Source organism: Peribacillus sp. NPDC076916 (assembly GCF_050269675.1).
GTDB classification, from domain to species: domain Bacteria; phylum Bacillota; class Bacilli; order Bacillales; family DSM-1321; genus Peribacillus; species Peribacillus aracenensis.
Genome location: NZ_JBNNIU010000002.1, coordinates 530,828 through 547,057, shown reverse-complemented (window position 1 = coordinate 547,057; position 16,230 = coordinate 530,828). Strand labels below are relative to the sequence as shown.

Genomic DNA, 16,230 nt, shown 5'->3' with positions numbered 1-16,230 from the left:
CCCATAAGGGCAAAATGCCATTATGGGCCTCTTCTTATAAACCTTCCTCGTAGGTGTCTTCCCGCAAGCTTTCACGTTTCACCCTTCGTTTATAAACGAGTTTTGATAACGATATACTGATTTCATATAATAACAGCAATGGAACCATCACCATGAAGTCTGACATAAAGTCAGGCGGCGTAATCGATATCGCTATGACAACCAGTACAAAGTATGCATACTTCCTTAACTTTTGAAGCACGTAAGGATTTATTATGCCAATGGAAGTCAAAAACATGGTAACGACAGGAAGTTCAAATAGAACAGCAAAAGGTATCGTCATATTAAATACGAATGAAAAGTACTTATCTGCTGTAAAACTGGTTATGAACATCCCATCGCCCAGTTCAATCAAAAATTGAAGAATGGTCGGGAAGATGACAAAATACCCGAAAGCCAGCCCTCCGATAAAAAGCAGGAAAAGTGCCGGAATATAAGCAAGGGTCGCCCTTACTTCATTTGGCATCAAAGCGGGTTTGACGAATAGCCAGATTTGCAAAGCAATTACAGGTATGGTTGCCGCAATGGCTACGACACCTGAGAGCATAAAGTAAACCCAGATAATATCACTCGGTCCCAATACCATCAGATCAAAATCAAGATCTTTCACGAACCAATTATAGATCTCCTCGACATAAATAAAACTGGCGATAAAAAAGATCAAAAAAGCAACAGCAGTAATGATGAGCCGTTTTCTCAATTCATCGAGATGATCGATGATATTTAATTCTTTATCTTCCAAAGTTGATCACGCCTTCATCTGAAAATCCGTATCTTTGTTCCAGCATAAAGGCGCAAGACGATTGCATCTTACGCCCAGCATTCAATCATTCATGATTTTTTTGTTGTATCTTCTTATCTTCTTCATAATCACCTTTTGTTAAATCACTCGTGGACTTTTTAAACTCACGAAGTGTTTGTCCAAAAGCACGTCCAATTTCCGGAAGTTTCTTCGGACCAAAGATAATTAAAGCCAATATTAAGATGAGAATTAGACCAGGTACTCCAATGTTTGACATGGATACATCCCCTTTGGTGTTGTAATTAGACCTACTCCGATTATAATACCATTTCCAACCAATTGAAAGGGAACTGGCAATTCGTCATAGAATGGTAACAATTATCGACAGTTTGCCCATATACGCCTGAGCCGGCAGAATAAAATGTAAAAACATAGGTTTTATTCTATCCTAATTTAACATTTAATCCATGATTAAATCAATAAGTGAAATAAATTACTGTCTTTATTGACCTCTACGAAAGAGAATCCTTTCTTGTTCATCCTCTGAATGAGCCCTTCATAATCATTTTTATCTTTCAGTTCTACGCCAACGAGGGCCGGACCGCTTTCTTTATTATTTTTCTTCGTATATTCAAAACGGCTTATATCGTCATTCGGTCCTAACACTTCATCGAGGAATTCCCTTAAAGCTCCAGCACGTTGTGGGAAATTCACGATAAAATAATAAAGCAGCCCTTCATATAATAAGGATTTCTCCTTAATTTCCTGCATACGCCCAATGTCGTTATTCCCTCCGCTGACCATGCATACAACCGTTTTGCCTTTGATTTGTTCCTTGTATAAATCCAACGCAGCTACAGATATAGCCCCTGCCGGTTCAGCGACAATCGCATGCTGATTATATAAATCGAGAATCGTCGTACAGATTTGGCCCGAAGGAACGACAACGATATCTTCCAGGTTTTCCTTACAAAGCTGGTATGTCAATTGTCCCACACACTTGACCGCTGCCCCGTCAACAAATGTATCTATGTTTTCAAGTTCAGAAACTTTTCCTTCCTTGAAGGAGTACTCCATCGAAGCAGCACCTTGCGGCTCAACACCAATGCATTTCGTATTTGGGGAAACCGATTTGAAATAACTCGATACTCCGGCCATTAAACCGCCACCGCCCATAGCGGCAAATACATAGTCGATTCCATCTTCACAATCATTCAGGATTTCTACAGCCGTTGTACCCTGCCCGGCGATTACCTTTTCATCGTCAAATGGATGGATAAAGGAACGCTCTTCTTTTTCACAGCATTCCATCGCCATGGCAAATGCATCATCGAAAGTATCCCCGACAAGGATGATTTCCACATTATCCCTGCCGAATAACTGCACTTGATCGACTTTTTGCCTTGGAGTTGTAGCAGGCATATAAATTTTCCCATGGATACCTAATTGGCTGCAGGAAAAAGCTACTCCTTGTGCATGGTTTCCTGCACTGGCACAAACGACTCCATTCTTCGTCTCTTCCTCGGTCAGGCTTTTCATTTTATAGTAAGCCCCTCTTAATTTAAAGGAACGTACGTGTTGTAGGTCCTCACGTTTTAAATAAACATTACAATCATATTTTTCAGAGAGCCTCTGATTTTTTTGTAAAGGAGTATGCAAAACGATTTCTTTTAGTTCTCTATAGGCAATTAGAATATCTTCCAATTGAATCCCCCTATTCTTAGATGCAGTCTGATTCATAACAATCCCTCATTTCCTTCCTTAATGAATTCAATCATTATAGCACTTTACTGTTATTTATGTAATTGATTTTTCTAAAAATTCTTTCTTTTGTTCGTTCCATACCAAAAAAATCCGATTACGGTCATTTCCCCATAATCGGATTAGCACTTTATTTTTTTTGTAGAATAATAAAATCATGTGCATAACGATTTTTTTCATCGATGCTGCCTGGGTTCGATGAGATTTTATCCCATTGACTTTCATCAATCACGGGAAAGAACGTATCACCTTCAAAGGTTTCATGAATTTCCGTTATATACAGGCGATCGGTAACAGGAAGGATCTCCTTGAAGATTTCGGCTCCGCCAATAACGAAAACTTCCTCATCACGGTTATCTGCAAACGTTTTGATTTGTGCAATATCATGTAAAACTACGCAGCCTTCCGCTTTAAAATCCTGATTGCGGGTAACGATGACATTTTCCCGGCCAGGCAGGACCCTGCCGATCGATTCAAATGTTTTTCGGCCCATTACGATCGGATGGCCCATCGTCACTTTTTTAAAATACTGTAAATCTGCCGGTAAATGCCATGGCAGTTCATTGTTTTTACCTATCACACGATTTTGATCCATTGCCACTATCAACGATATCATATGCTAACCTCACCTTTTATATGGGGATGGGCTTCGTAATTTTCCAAAACGAAGTCCTCGAAGCTAAAATCAAAGATATTTTTCACATCTGGATTGATTTTCATGATTGGCAATGGTTTGGGGTCACGGGTCAACTGCAGTTCCACTTGTTCAAGGTGGTTCGAGTAGATGTGGACATCCCCGAAAGTATGTACAAATTCGCCAACTTCCAGATCACACACCTGGGCGATCATCATCGTTAAGAGCGCATACGAGGCTATATTAAATGGAACACCTAAAAAGACGTCCGCTGAACGTTGGTATAGCTGGCATGAAAGCTTTCCATCAGCGACATAGAATTGAAAGAAAGCATGGCAAGGCGGCAAGGCCATTTCGTCCAGTTCCCCAACATTCCAAGCACTGACTATCAATCTTCTTGAATTAGGATTCGTTTTTATTTGTTCGATCAATTCACTGATTTGGTCGATTTGCCTTCCATCGGCCGTTCCCCAAGAACGCCATTGATGACCATAAATCGGACCTAATTCCCCATTTTCATCAGCCCATTCATTCCAAATCCGCACGCTGTTTTCCTGAAGGTAGCCAACGTTTGTATCACCCTTCAAAAACCATAATAATTCATGGATAATCGCTTTTAAACTAACCTTTTTCGTTGTAAGTACAGGGAATCCATCTTTTAAGTTGAATCTCATTTGATATCCAAAGGTGCTGATCGTTCCTGTTCCCGTACGATCGCCTTTTTGCGTTCCATTTTCGAGTACATGCTTACATAAATCTAAATATTGCTTCATGATAAACCACCTTTTCTACTTTCATTCTCCTTATTTTAACGTATTATTGCCCAATGTTTAATCTAATTGTTTAATAAAATTATAAGTCTCGGGGGCTTTTTGTCTAAGCAATTGATTTTGTTCATTGTTCACATAAAACATGGCAAACGTTTCTGCAAAGTATTCCTCAGGATAATTGGAAAAATACGTAATCCCAGGAAACAGCCCATTCACTTCCTTACCCCAAATCTTCAAATAATCCATGTCTTTACGGATTCCACCAAACACTATATTATCAATTGAATGCCCTAGCTCATGCAGTTCCAAATTAACGGAGCCATGCCCGTTGCCCTTGTCACTTGCTCCGATTTTAACCAATACCGTATGTGATCCGCCCATACCAGGCACATCATCCCAAGTTGTTTCTTTATTCAAATAACCACGCGGAGTTTTCCCCTTTAATTTGGCCGCGGATTGATTTTCTGTTATATCACCATCAAATAGTTTGATCCTCACACCACTTTCTGCAGTTTTCACCAAAAGGGAATGAGGCAGTTTATTAATGGTTCCAGCAATTTTGAGTGCTTCCCTTTCATCGAACTCCTCTTCCGGAAATAAAAATATCCTTTGTAATTCTTTATTCCCCTTAAAAAGTTCAGCTTGTCTTAAAAGATTATCTTTGTTTAAATTGCGCCATTTTACCCCTTCATCCTTCGCTAACGTATAGGAGAGCATGGAGAGTAAAAAGACAAATAATGCAAGTATGGATAACCATTTCTTCCTTTTCACACTCTTCTCCCCTTTCTTCATTTCTTATTATCGTTAAGAAAATATAAGTAATTTACAATCTCTAAATCTTGCATACTATTATATTAGTATAACATATTGATCTTGTGTAAAAAATCTATGTTTTTTTGGTATTTCCGGTTGCACATTCATTCGAAGAAGAACAATCGATCCAGTCTTTTCATATATCAACAATATATAATCGTAAAAGGTTTAAGGTGATCGCATGGAAACCAACAATAAAAAAGCCATTTTGGATGAACACCGTGAACTTGCAGAAGAAGTCCTTGATATCTACAGTTTAAAAGTGTTCATCATTCTCGACCTTTTTCTATTCTCCATTTTCTTTGGCATACTGCTGCATCCGCTAATGTCTTCTCTTTGGCTTAACTTATTATTGCCTTTGCTTTTCTTCACTACATTTACCGGCCTTCTTCACTTGCTTGAAATTTTCCTAAAAAAAAGCTGACATCATCTTTGATGTCAGCTTTTTTTTAATTGTGCTCAAACATGTTTCTTGAGCTTTTTCCCTTTCTTCAAATGAAATACTATCGTAGTGCCGAAAATCAGCAAAATAAAAGCAAAAAAGATTACAGCCGGGATTTCGATACCTGCAACGGCCATTAGCATTTTTATAGCAATGAATCCGATAAGGACATATGCAGCAGTTTCCAATTCAGGAACCTTATCTATCAATTTTAGAAATAACCCCGCCACTCCCCGCATCATCAAGACACCAATCATACCACCTGTCAAAAGGACCCAGACTTTTTCACTCACCCCGAATGCGGCCAAGACACTATCGACGGAAAATGCTATATCCATCAATTCCACTGCCGCAACCGTTCCCCATAATGTACCAAACATACGAATCAGAATGCTGTTTTTACTCATTCCCTGGATATCTTCGTCAGTCCCAGCTTGCTTTTTTTTATTTCTAAAGTATTTAAACGAAAGCCAGCCAAGGTAGGCGGCTCCAATCACCTTCACCCACCAAAGCTTAATGAGGAAAACACCGATTCCTATCGCAAAGAATCTAAAAGCGTAAGCACCTAATAAACCATAAAAAAGGGCTTTTTTCCGTTGTTTTTCAGGAAGGTGCCTGACCATTACAGCTAATACCAGAGCGTTATCCGCTGATAGTAATCCTTCCATTAATACGAGCGTTCCAATCAATCCCCAGCTCACCGGGTCGGATAAAACCTCCACCCACATATGCAAGTCAAAAAATTGGGCATACGTTTGCATGATGTTATTTAACAACTCTGACATGATAAAGACTCCTCTGCTACTATAACAGCAAAATTAGAAAACCTTTTAAAAATAACCTTGTTCCCCGTTATGATAAAAACTCTACTTTTATTTAAACACAAAATAAATACGTTGCATTTACAACGTATCATTTCGATGATTATTAGAAATCCATTTACATTTCATCATACTCTTACAACTAAATAAAATCAACGAAACCAACCACTATGAGAGCCTTTGTTTACTCGTCCACTCTGGCGGCGTGTTTTTATCCCAATATATTTTCCCGATATTATAATGGGTGGCAAATGAATCATGATGGGTATGATAGTGAAAATCGAACCAATATCCTTCCAGTGGAGGATTTTCCTGCCTGACATGGAATCTGATGATATCCTTCCCGCTGATTGAATCATAAATATGAAATATCTTCTCGGCCCTGCCAGCACTCGGCTGCTCAGTGATGGTTAATTGCTGTAATTTTTCATCTGGAAATTGTTCAGCCATTTCTGTAATGGCTTCTTCCATTTTTGGTAAGATGGCCATTTTGAACTCATCGCCAATTTTAGGATTGATCTTTTCGCCAAACTTCATAAATGCATTTTCCTCTGCCTTATTCAGAATGCCCGATAAAAATTCTTCCCGATTGAATTCTTCCTTAAGTTCAGTTGAATTCTGCGAAGGAAGATAGGCTAATCCCTCTTCTTCCACTAATCCCTTTTTAGTATCCTTTAACGAATCGGCTTCCGCTAGCCACGCCAGATCTGAAGGAGTGACAAGACCAAACGTCAAAACGGATACTAAAATGACGAGACTTTTCCTGAACCAAACCGTTGCTTTCAATTCACACTCCCCCTCCTTTTTTGTATTGTCTTTATATTTAGTATACTTTTATTTTTTGGTAATTACGAATATATAGTTACCTATGTTTTGAAAATCAAAAAAAAGGATAAATACCTATATAAACTTCATGAACCAGAACTTTTTTAGTAAATTTCAACAATTTTACTTTTTAATGAAGGATTTTGACGATTATTGGAGAAATTAATTAGATTCAAGTCTTTTTAAGGAGGGGTCTTATATGGCTTCGACTGCCATGTTGGCTTTATGTCTTGTAACATTAGCATTTTTCGTATATTTATCATTTGCTGATTAAGAATAGATGAATACCTACGAAAAATCTCCTTGTCATTTTTCTACAATGACAAGGTTTTCTTTTCAATCAAACATAAGCCTAACCTTTTGGCAGATAAAAGGACTGAATAATGGAGGAATCATTTTGGAAAACAACAATGAAATCATTAAAGATAGGGATTACAAAAGGGAAACAGATAAAGGGAACGCTGGAATGGTCGTTACAGCCCATCCTGTAGCCACTTCCATCGGGGAAAAAATATTACGTGAAGGTGGAAATGCTGTCGATGCGGCTGTTGCCATCCAATTTGCCCTAAATATTGTGGAACCCATGATGACTGGTATCGGGGGAAGTGGTTTCCTTATGGTATATAACGCTAAAGATAAAGAAACGAAAATATACGATGGCCATGTAAGGGCACCTAAAGCCGCACATCGAGACATGTTTCTTGATGATAAAGGGGAAGTCATCCCTTTTAAAGAAAGATCAATCAAAGCTACAGCGGTTGGCATCCCCGGAATCTTGAAAGCTATGGATGAAGCACTCGCCGAAAATGGCAGCAAGCCATTAGCGGACCTCATCGAGCCATCCATTGAATTTGCTGAAAAAGGAGTTCCCGTCAATTGGGTTCTTTGCGATGCACTTAAAAATTTTGAATATCGATTGGGTGATGAAGCGCGTAAGTTCTTCATGCCAAACGGAAAACCGTATCAAGATGGTGATCTGCTCAAAAAAGAAAAACTGGCGAATACCTATCGGATATTACAGCGTGAAGGCATTTCCGCTTTTTATGAAGGTGAAATCGGAGAAGGCATCATTTCCTGCATACAGGAACTTGGAGGGTTCATGGAGCTTTCTGATTTAAAGGACTATAAAGCTACCATCGATGTTCCCTTGTATGGGACATATAAGGATTATCAAATTGCATCATCGAATGCCCCAAGTGCTGGCGGATTCACGGTCATCCAAATCCTGAAAATATTGGAGAGCTTCCATATAGAACAATATGATGTCCGTTCTTGGGAAAAATATTATTTAATAGCAGAAGCGATGCGGCTGGCATTTACAGATAAAAAGGCATTCCTCGCTGATCCTGAATTCGCCGAATTGCCATTGGCTGGTCTCATGCATGATGAGTATATAACTAAACGCCGCTCATTCATAAATTTCAAAACAAGAAATAATGCCATTGACTTTGGAAACCCTTGGATTTATGATTCCGTAAAACAAAGGGAAGTCGTTCCGCAGCCTAATGAAGAAGATATCAGTGAAACGACACACTTCACTGTCCGTGACAGATGGGGGAATATAGCAGCATGCACTTCTACAGTGGAACATCCATTCGGATCAGGGATCATGGTTTCCGATTATGGTTTCATGCTGAATAACGAACTGACTGATTTCGATTCCATTCCAGGCGGCATGAATGAAGTGCAGCCCAATAAACGCCCAGTCAGCTGTAAAAGCCCGACCATCATCTTTAAAGATGGCGAGCCGATCTTGACGTTAGGTTCACCTGGTGGACCGACCATCATCAGTTCAGTCGTACAAACGATCATTAATGTACTCGATTTAAAAATGGATTTGAAAGCAGCCATCGAGGAACCTAGAATTTTCACTCCAATGGGCCCTCATATTGAATGGGAGCCTGGAATGGATATCACTAGCAAAGGCCACTTGGAAGCGATGGGCTTCGCCTTTAATGAAGTTCCCCACTCTATAGGGAATGTCCAAGCGATTCAAATCAACCCTGATGGCTCGAACTATGGTGCTGCCGATTCAAGCCGAGAAGGCTGTGCCATTGGTCTTGATGAAACAGATTATAAATCGTGATCACTGGATTGAATGAAGCCAAAATGGAATTTGGATGTTTTTCTCTTTATTACCTCAAATCCAAATTCCTCAAAGCGGGAGCTGCGAAAATGGTCTTTCAACACGACTCTCTTGCGTGCAACCCGCTTGGCTTCATTCATTATTTCCACAGATAACTCCTTACCTACCGCAAAATGAGTAAGTCCCCTGATTCCATTCGATTCCTGAATCGTTTCTTCAAACATGGGATCGAAATATACGACATCAAAATGATTATCCGGCAATGTTTTCAATATTTCGTAATGATCACCGTGCATGACCTCAACTCTTCGCATCGCAGAAACCATCTTTTCTTCTGCATTCTCCCATGTCTTCATCCCGTGTCCCACGAGCAATGCCAAATATTGATTTCCTTCCAATGCGACAACCTGTCCATGTTCACCCACTGCGAAACTTGCGACTATCGCATCCGAGCCCAAGCCCATTGTACAATCAAGCACAGCGTTCCCTTTGTTTATATCTCCGGCAATGAGAAATGGGTCACTCTCGCCGCGCATTATTCTTTTAATACGGATCATCGCCAGGTTCGGGTGAAAAAAGAATGGTTCTTTTTCCTGGTATCGATATAACTCCATCCGCTTATTACCAAAAACAAGGCAATCATCTTCATTCTGTTCCGCTTGAATATCTCTGACCGATCTTTTTCTTCTGGCTATAAAGGGGATTTTTAATTCTTCAGCTAACCTTTTGGCTAATATCATCGTTTCATTACCGGCTCTTCCTACTGTTGTGACAAACATGTATCCTACCCCTTCATACTCTCTAAAATTTGAAAAGAATGCCCTGTTTCCAGGGCATTCCGCTTCATCACTTATTTATTTGACTGAATGCTGCCAATAAATTTTCCATGATAGCTTCCATTGGCTGTCCTTCTATATCATGGCGAGGAATGAAATGTACGACCTCTTTGCCCTTTAAAAGAGCCATGGATGGTGAAGAAGGTTCTATTCCATCGAAGTATTCCCGCATTTTAGCTGTCGCTTCCTTATCTTGGCCAGCAAATACAGTTACCAAATGATCTGGCTTATTGTCTGCTTGAAGTACCGCTTGAGTAGCAGCTGGACGGGCTAACCCGGCTGCACAGCCGCAAACTGAATTCACGACCACAAGTGTCGTACCATCTACCGATTGCATAAAGCTTTCTACCGCTTCTGCGGATTCCAACTCATCAAAACCTGCTTGCACCAGTTCCGCCCGCATTGGTTTCACCATTTGTTTCATATATTCATCATATGCCATCGACATAAAAAAACCTCCTTGGTTACAATTCTTCAATTAGTCTAATCATACTATATTCTTAAGTGCATATGCAAAAATGACGCTTAAAGCTTTGTAAAATTTCATTGTTCTTCACAAAAAAACATGGTGACAGAATCCACTTTCATTCTGTCTCCATGTTTTTTTAAGCTTCCTTTTAGCTTAAACTTTCATCACGCCGCCTGAGCTTGCATTCGTCACAAGTTTGGAATAACGTGCTAAATAGCCTGTCCTGACTTTTGACTCGAAGCCTTTCCAATTGGCTTTGCGTTTTTCGAATTCTTCATCGGAAATTTCCAATTCGATTTTACGATTATTCAAATCCAATTCGATGATATCTCCATCTTCAACAAAGGCAATCGGTCCTCCCTCAGCTGCTTCGGGGGATATATGACCAATGCTGATGCCTCGGGATGCGCCTGAAAAGCGGCCATCGGTGATCAAACCGACTTTCGCTCCAAGTCCCCTCCCGACGATTTGGGAAGTGGGTGCCAACATTTCCGGCATACCCGGCCCGCCTTTAGGGCCTTCGTAACGAATGACCACTACATCCCCTTCTTTGACCTTTCCAGTAATGATCCCTGAAAGTGCATCTTCCTGGGAATCGAAACAAATGGCAGGACCCCTGTGGTAGCCACCAACTGATGCGTCAACCGCCCCTACTTTTACGATGGAGCCTTGAGGAGCAAGGTTACCAAATAATACAGCAAGCCCGCCACGCTCAGAATGCGGATTATCTAACGGATGGATGACATCCTTGTCCAATATTTCACAACCGGCAACATTTTCACGGAGCGTTTTACCTGAGACAGAAAGGCAGTCCCCATTAAAGGCACCTGGTTTTTTGAGTAACTCATTAATGACGGCACTTACACCACCGGCATTATGGACATCTTCAATATGATAATCGGATGCCGGTGCGATTTTCGCTAAATGCGGTACTCGGTTAGCTATTTCATTTATGCGTTCCATTGGATATTCAAAACCTGCTTCATGTGCCAATGCAAGTGTATGAAGAACGGTGTTGGTCGAACCGCCCATCGCCATATCCAAGGCAAAGGCATTATCAATAGCTTCAATCGTTACGATATCACGAGGCTTGATATCCTGTTTGATTAACTCCATCAACTGTTTAGCGGATTTCTTAACGAATTCCTTACGTTCTTCGGCTACGGCCAAAATCGTTCCATTTCCCGGAAGTGCAAGTCCTAAGCCTTCCGCCAGGCAGTTCATGGAGTTCGCCGTGAACATTCCTGAACAAGAACCGCAAGTAGGGCAAGCAACTTGCTCGATTTCCTGCAAATCTTCTTCATTGATATTACCTGCTTGATAAGCGCCCACACCTTCAAACACGGATGTTAGTGAAAGAGATTTACCATTTTTGTCTTTACCTGCTTTCATGGGTCCGCCACTTACGAATATTGTTGGAATATTGACACGAAGTGCTGCCATCATCATTCCCGGCGTTATCTTGTCACAGTTTGGAATGCAAACCATCCCGTCAAACCAATGTGCTGATACAACAGTTTCCACGGAATCCGCGATGATTTCACGACTTGGCAACGAATAGCGCATACCAATATGACCCATTGCAATTCCATCATCCACCCCAATCGTATTAAATTCGAAAGGAACACCGCCAGCCTCGCGAATCGCTTCCTTCACTATTTTTCCGAATTCCTGAAGGTGGACATGACCTGGAACGATGTCGATGTAAGAATTACAAACCGCGATGAACGGTTTACCGAAATCTTCTTCTTTAACCCCTGCTGCCCGCAACAGACTTCTATGTGGAGCTCGATCGACCCCTTTTGTAATCATGTCACTTCTCATATTTGATGTAGACATTTGTTGTACCCCCAATTTCCACTAAATGTTTAATGATTCAATATAATATAATTTTTAGTATACTCTAAAAATTCTAACATATTTACATCCAAATGCAACCATTCAATACAAAATATCTACAAAAATCATTTTACTAAAATAATAGCGATTAAATTTATATCAGAAAAACTTCTGTATAACGAAATATTAGCCATTTTGAATGTTTTGGATTTCGACCTAGGGGAACGATTGTCAAATGACTTGAAGATCCGCTTCAAGAATAAAAAGGCATACGGATTAAATCATCCGCATGCCTTTTGCCTGTAACCTTTACAGGTTCCATTAAGTTATTCCCCATTAAATCTCACTTGTCATTTGCTTGTCTTGATTCTGTCATTTGCTTCCAAACCGAACCTTTTGCTTCTTCCCCATTTTCTATACGGTCAATGGCCATCTTGACTTGCAGGGCCACTTCGAATTCAGGGTCCTGTTCCGCTTGCTTTAGATAAGGGAGGGTCGTTTCATTTCCCACTTCATATAAAAACATCGCCGCCCTCCATCTAACCAATTTATTTTTATCCGAAAGTGATTGAGACATTTCTCCCATCGCTTCTTCAAAGCCAAGATCGGATAAACAATCCCCAGCCGTACGTCTTACGGCTGCACTTTTATCTTTCAATGCTTTATACAAGCTCGGAAGCACTTTTCTATCTTCGATCATACCCAAGTATACTACCGCGAGCCGTCGAATCGAGACCTTACCATCGGAGAGTGCCATGTCCAATACGGGTATATCATCAACCGTTGGATCTTCCATTTGTTCTAAAGCCTGATATCGCTTTTCCCAGCTTTCGTCCTTCAGCATTTCTGCAGTCAGTTTAATTTTTGGTCGTTTCAAAATTGCTTCCTTCGCATCCACCATTTCTTTTGCAGCGGCTACCAGCCGATTAATTCGTTCTTCCGGGTAAGCTGCAATCAACTCATCGGATACTTCCTTCACGATATCTTCCATATCACCATATCTTACGCCATAATCCTTCCATTTTCGAAGCAGGACTACATTGTCCTCTTCTTTTTGGGCCGCTGAAATGCCCTTTAAGAAATAATCCGGTAAGGCAAAACGTTTTTCGTGTTGGCTATCACTTGCTTTAATTTGCATCGGAATGCCCTTGAATTGTTGAATGGCAACAGTTACTTCACCGTAATGTTCATTTAATGCCGTTTGTTGATTTTGTTCTTCGGTTTTTTCCCCGAAAACCTGACGGATTTGGACCAAAATATCTTTCCAATCATATTTGGCATTTCGCTCAACGGCTAAGAAGTCCGCAACATGATATACCCCTTTCACTCCCTCGATCGTAAATAAATCTCTAATCAGCTGGGGTGCTTGGTCAGCTTGATCTTTCTTATAATTATTGCTTTTACCAGCTAATAGCTCTTCAGTTAAATTGATTTTCATTGTATTCGGACTTGGTGTAGGTTCTATCGACTTAATTTTCAATGCATTTCTCTCCTTTAACAAGACGTTTCCATGTACTAGATATTATCACATCGGCAACAGATTCTCATGCAATTGAGATTGGCCAAAAAAAGACCGGTCCAGGCTTGTTCCCTTGGACCGGTCATCCCGCTCATTCCTCTTCCAATTTTTCCGCTAAATACGTCCATCTTTCCATCAAATGGTCTAATTTATCCGTTAGTTCCTTTTCTTCTTCAAGCAGCATGCGGACTTTTTCAAAGTCGCTTCCCGCTGCAGACATTTCTGATGTTATGTCTTTCAGGCGCAACTCGACCTTTTCCATGTTCCCTTCTATCTCTTCCCATTCCTTACTTTCCGCATAAGTTAGTTTTTTCTTTTTCTTTTCGGTCCGGTTCATCTGAGGTTCTGGTGCTTTTACTGTCACGGCCTCTTCAGTCTTTTCTTCCAAGAACTCTGAATAACTGCCGTAATAGAAATCAATTTCAGCTTTATTCTTGAAAACAAGAAGCTGATGGCACGTCTTATCCAGGAAATACCTATCATGTGAAACAGTAATGACTACACCTGAAAACGTTTCTAAATAATCCTCCAGAACGGTCAAGGTTTGTGTGTCCAAATCATTCGTCGGTTCATCCAAAAGCAGGACATTAGGTGCCGACATCAAAATGTTAAGAAGATATAAACGCCTTTTCTCCCCACCGGAAAGCTTGCGAATAGGAGTCCCATGAGAACCCATTGGAAACAAGAACCTTTCAAGCATCTGTGCAGCCGATATGAAACTACCATCTTTAAGGGCGATTGAATCCGCCGTTTCCCGAATATACTCGATCATGCGCAAATTCTCATCCATATCGACGCTTTCTTGCGTATAGTACCCTATTTTCACGGTTTGCCCTTTTTCTAGGTTTCCTTCATCTATCGATTCCCGTCCGGCCAGGATATTTAACAAGGTTGATTTTCCACTGCCATTATTACCGACGATCCCAATTCGATCACCCGGTTTGAAGAGGAAGGAAAAATGATTGATGATGGTTTTATCACCGAAGGATTTAGAAACATCCTGCATCTCGAGTACCTTTTTCCCAAGGCGGGCACCGCTTAATTCCATTTCCAGGTTCTCGGTTTTCTGCTTATCTTTTACACCTGATTCCAATGTTTCGAAGCGTTGGATCCTGGCCTTTTGTTTCGTTGTACGGGCCTTTGCGCCTTTACGGATCCAGGCCAGTTCTTTTTTGAATAGACTTTCCTTTTTCGATCTTTCAGCCGTTTCGTTATCTTCACGAATGGCCTTTGATTCTAAATAATCCGCATAATTTCCTTTGTATTCGAAAAGCTGCGTTTGGGCAATTTCCCAAATCTTATTGGACACGCGATCAAGGAAATATCGATCATGGGTCACAAATAAAACGGACTTTTGATATTTCCCCAAATATTCTTCAAGCCAAGTGATGCTTTCAAAATCGAGATGGTTCGTCGGCTCATCCAAAATCAGTAAATCAGGGGTCTCAATCAAGGTTTTTGCCAGGGCCGCACGTTTTTTTTGGCCACCTGACAGTTCCCCCAATTTCCTCGAGTGATCAGGAAGACCAAGTTTGGTCAGTATCGTTCTGGCATTGGCACTTGTATCCCAGGCACCAAGCGTGTCCATATCCTGTTGCTGCTTTAACAAACGGTCCTGAATTACGCTATTCTGTGGATCTACCTGTAGTTGAACGAGCGTCTTTTCATACTCCTTAATCAACGAAAATACAGGAGTTGAACTTTCATACATATATTCCATGATCGTCAATTTCTCATCAAAAAGCGGATCTTGGGATAGATAGGAAATCGTGTAATCATTCGGATGATCCTTCGTTCCTAAATCACTGTCTTCCAGGCCTGCGATGATATTCAATAATGTCGATTTGCCGGTGCCGTTTATGCCAACGATCCCGATTTTTTCCCCTTCGGTAATGGAAAAAGAGACATCTTTAAAAAGCAGCTTTTCCCCTTGGGTTTTCATTACATGTTCCATGCTAAAAACTTTCATAATCGTACATCCCATTCCTTATTAAATTCCTCTAAAAACCCAACCATATATTCATGCCTATCACTTGCAACCTTCTTGGCTGTACAAGTATTGAGCATATCTTGCAAACGCAATAATTTTTCATGAAAATGATGAATGGTTGAGCTTTTGCCACTCCTGTATTCCTTCTTGGTCATGTTTTCCCTTATGGGCAATGAAGGATCATACATAAGTTGTCCCTTTTTTCCGCCATATGCAAATGTCCTGGCTATGCCAATGGCACCAATTGCATCCAAGCGGTCAGCATCCTGAACAATTTCTGCCTCAATCGAAGGAAGCTTCAACTGCCCTGCACTATATGAAATTGTATTGATGATCTGTTTGACGGCATCAACACTATCATTATCCAACTTAATTTCATCAAACCAAACGTCAAGCTTTTTCCAGCCTTCATCGGCTTCATGGTTTAGTTTATCATCCGGGATATCATGAAGCAAAGCCGCCATTTCAATGATAAACTCATTTCCTTTTCGTTCTTCTTTTGCAATATGTAAAGCCAGCTTACGAACACGATCGATATGGAACCAATCATGGCCGCTGGCATCGGAATTCAATTGGTCATATACATACTTCTCCGTCAGTTCAATCATCGTTTGTTTCATATCACCACTCCATGTCCCTTCTAT

The 16,230-nt window shown here is 40.6% G+C and carries 16 protein-coding genes; 2 read left to right on the top strand and 14 right to left on the bottom strand.

The genetic code is table 11. The features are described 5' to 3' along the window. Window positions 1-34 precede the first annotated feature (34 nt). From tatC to ACQKFG_RS07605, 6 genes are all read right to left on the bottom strand, one after another. Window positions 35-781 (bottom strand): twin-arginine translocase subunit TatC, encoded by a 747-nt coding sequence (gene tatC, locus ACQKFG_RS07630; RefSeq protein ID WP_192205183.1) that lies wholly within the window; start codon window positions 779-781, stop codon window positions 35-37. 85 nt (window positions 782-866) lie between these two features. Further along, window positions 867-1,058 (bottom strand): twin-arginine translocase TatA/TatE family subunit, encoded by a 192-nt coding sequence (gene tatA / locus ACQKFG_RS07625; RefSeq protein WP_192205184.1) that lies wholly within the window; start codon window positions 1,056-1,058, stop codon window positions 867-869. Between the two features lie 194 nt (window positions 1,059-1,252). Beyond that, window positions 1,253-2,521 carry a threonine ammonia-lyase IlvA gene (gene ilvA, locus ACQKFG_RS07620; protein WP_141994643.1) on the bottom strand — a complete coding sequence of 423 codons (1,269 nt, stop codon included), beginning with the start codon at window positions 2,519-2,521 and terminating at the stop codon, window positions 1,253-1,255. A 151-nt stretch (window positions 2,522-2,672) separates the two neighbouring features. After that, on the bottom strand, window positions 2,673-3,158 hold the full coding sequence (locus ACQKFG_RS07615) for a dihydrofolate reductase (RefSeq protein ID WP_192205185.1): 486 nt from the start codon (window positions 3,156-3,158) through the stop codon (window positions 2,673-2,675). After that, the gene (locus ACQKFG_RS07610) at window positions 3,155-3,949 is read right to left on the bottom strand and encodes a thymidylate synthase (RefSeq protein WP_098369320.1); all 795 of its coding nucleotides are present in this window, start codon (window positions 3,947-3,949) and stop codon (window positions 3,155-3,157) included. The genes ACQKFG_RS07615 and ACQKFG_RS07610 overlap by 4 nt, the downstream gene beginning before the upstream one ends. 57 nt (window positions 3,950-4,006) lie before the next feature. Beyond that, complete coding sequence (locus ACQKFG_RS07605) at window positions 4,007-4,717, bottom strand: anthrax toxin lethal factor-related metalloendopeptidase (RefSeq protein ID WP_427557543.1); 711 nt, start codon at window positions 4,715-4,717, stop codon at window positions 4,007-4,009. Window positions 4,718-4,940: 223 nt separating this feature from the next. On the opposite strand from ACQKFG_RS07605, the gene ACQKFG_RS07600 reads away from it, so the two are divergent. Further along, window positions 4,941-5,183 carry a hypothetical protein gene (locus ACQKFG_RS07600; RefSeq protein WP_427557541.1) on the top strand — a complete coding sequence of 81 codons (243 nt, stop codon included), beginning with the start codon at window positions 4,941-4,943 and terminating at the stop codon, window positions 5,181-5,183. 35 nt (window positions 5,184-5,218) lie between these two features. Here the strand turns inward: ACQKFG_RS07600 and ACQKFG_RS07595 are convergent, their stop codons facing one another. Next, the gene (locus tag ACQKFG_RS07595) at window positions 5,219-5,986 is read right to left on the bottom strand and encodes a TerC family protein (protein ID WP_427557538.1); all 768 of its coding nucleotides are present in this window, start codon (window positions 5,984-5,986) and stop codon (window positions 5,219-5,221) included. A 204-nt stretch (window positions 5,987-6,190) separates the two neighbouring features. Beyond that, window positions 6,191-6,808: a YpjP family protein gene (locus ACQKFG_RS07590; RefSeq protein WP_427557535.1), complete on the bottom strand. Its 618-nt coding sequence runs from the start codon at window positions 6,806-6,808 to the stop codon at window positions 6,191-6,193. Window positions 6,809-7,244: 436 nt separating this feature from the next. Here ACQKFG_RS07590 and ggt point away from each other — a divergent pair, with 436 nt between their 5' ends. Beyond that, window positions 7,245-8,933, top strand: a complete 1,689-nt coding sequence (gene ggt / locus ACQKFG_RS07585) for a gamma-glutamyltransferase (RefSeq protein WP_427557532.1) — start codon at window positions 7,245-7,247, stop codon at window positions 8,931-8,933. Here the strand turns inward: ggt and ACQKFG_RS07580 are convergent. From ACQKFG_RS07580 to ACQKFG_RS07555, 6 genes are all read right to left on the bottom strand, one after another. Continuing rightward, complete coding sequence (locus tag ACQKFG_RS07580) at window positions 8,921-9,712, bottom strand: class I SAM-dependent methyltransferase (protein ID WP_427557529.1); 792 nt, start codon at window positions 9,710-9,712, stop codon at window positions 8,921-8,923. The genes ggt and ACQKFG_RS07580 overlap by 13 nt on opposite strands. A 67-nt stretch (window positions 9,713-9,779) precedes the next feature. Then, window positions 9,780-10,217 (bottom strand): BrxA/BrxB family bacilliredoxin, encoded by a 438-nt coding sequence (locus ACQKFG_RS07575; protein WP_192205192.1) that lies wholly within the window; start codon window positions 10,215-10,217, stop codon window positions 9,780-9,782. A 174-nt stretch (window positions 10,218-10,391) separates the two neighbouring features. Further along, entirely contained in the window at window positions 10,392-12,062 is a 1,671-nt protein-coding gene (ilvD, locus tag ACQKFG_RS07570; protein ID WP_192208319.1) for a dihydroxy-acid dehydratase, read from the bottom strand. A gap of 358 nt (window positions 12,063-12,420) precedes the next feature. Further along, on the bottom strand, window positions 12,421-13,557 hold the full coding sequence (locus tag ACQKFG_RS07565) for a conserved virulence factor C family protein (RefSeq protein ID WP_192205193.1): 1,137 nt from the start codon (window positions 13,555-13,557) through the stop codon (window positions 12,421-12,423). A gap of 130 nt (window positions 13,558-13,687) precedes the next feature. Continuing rightward, window positions 13,688-15,565 carry an ABC-F family ATP-binding cassette domain-containing protein gene (locus tag ACQKFG_RS07560; protein WP_427557526.1) on the bottom strand — a complete coding sequence of 626 codons (1,878 nt, stop codon included), beginning with the start codon at window positions 15,563-15,565 and terminating at the stop codon, window positions 13,688-13,690. Continuing rightward, window positions 15,562-16,206 carry an HD domain-containing protein gene (locus ACQKFG_RS07555; RefSeq protein WP_427557523.1) on the bottom strand — a complete coding sequence of 215 codons (645 nt, stop codon included), beginning with the start codon at window positions 16,204-16,206 and terminating at the stop codon, window positions 15,562-15,564. The genes ACQKFG_RS07560 and ACQKFG_RS07555 overlap by 4 nt, the downstream gene beginning before the upstream one ends. Window positions 16,207-16,230 lie beyond the last annotated feature (24 nt).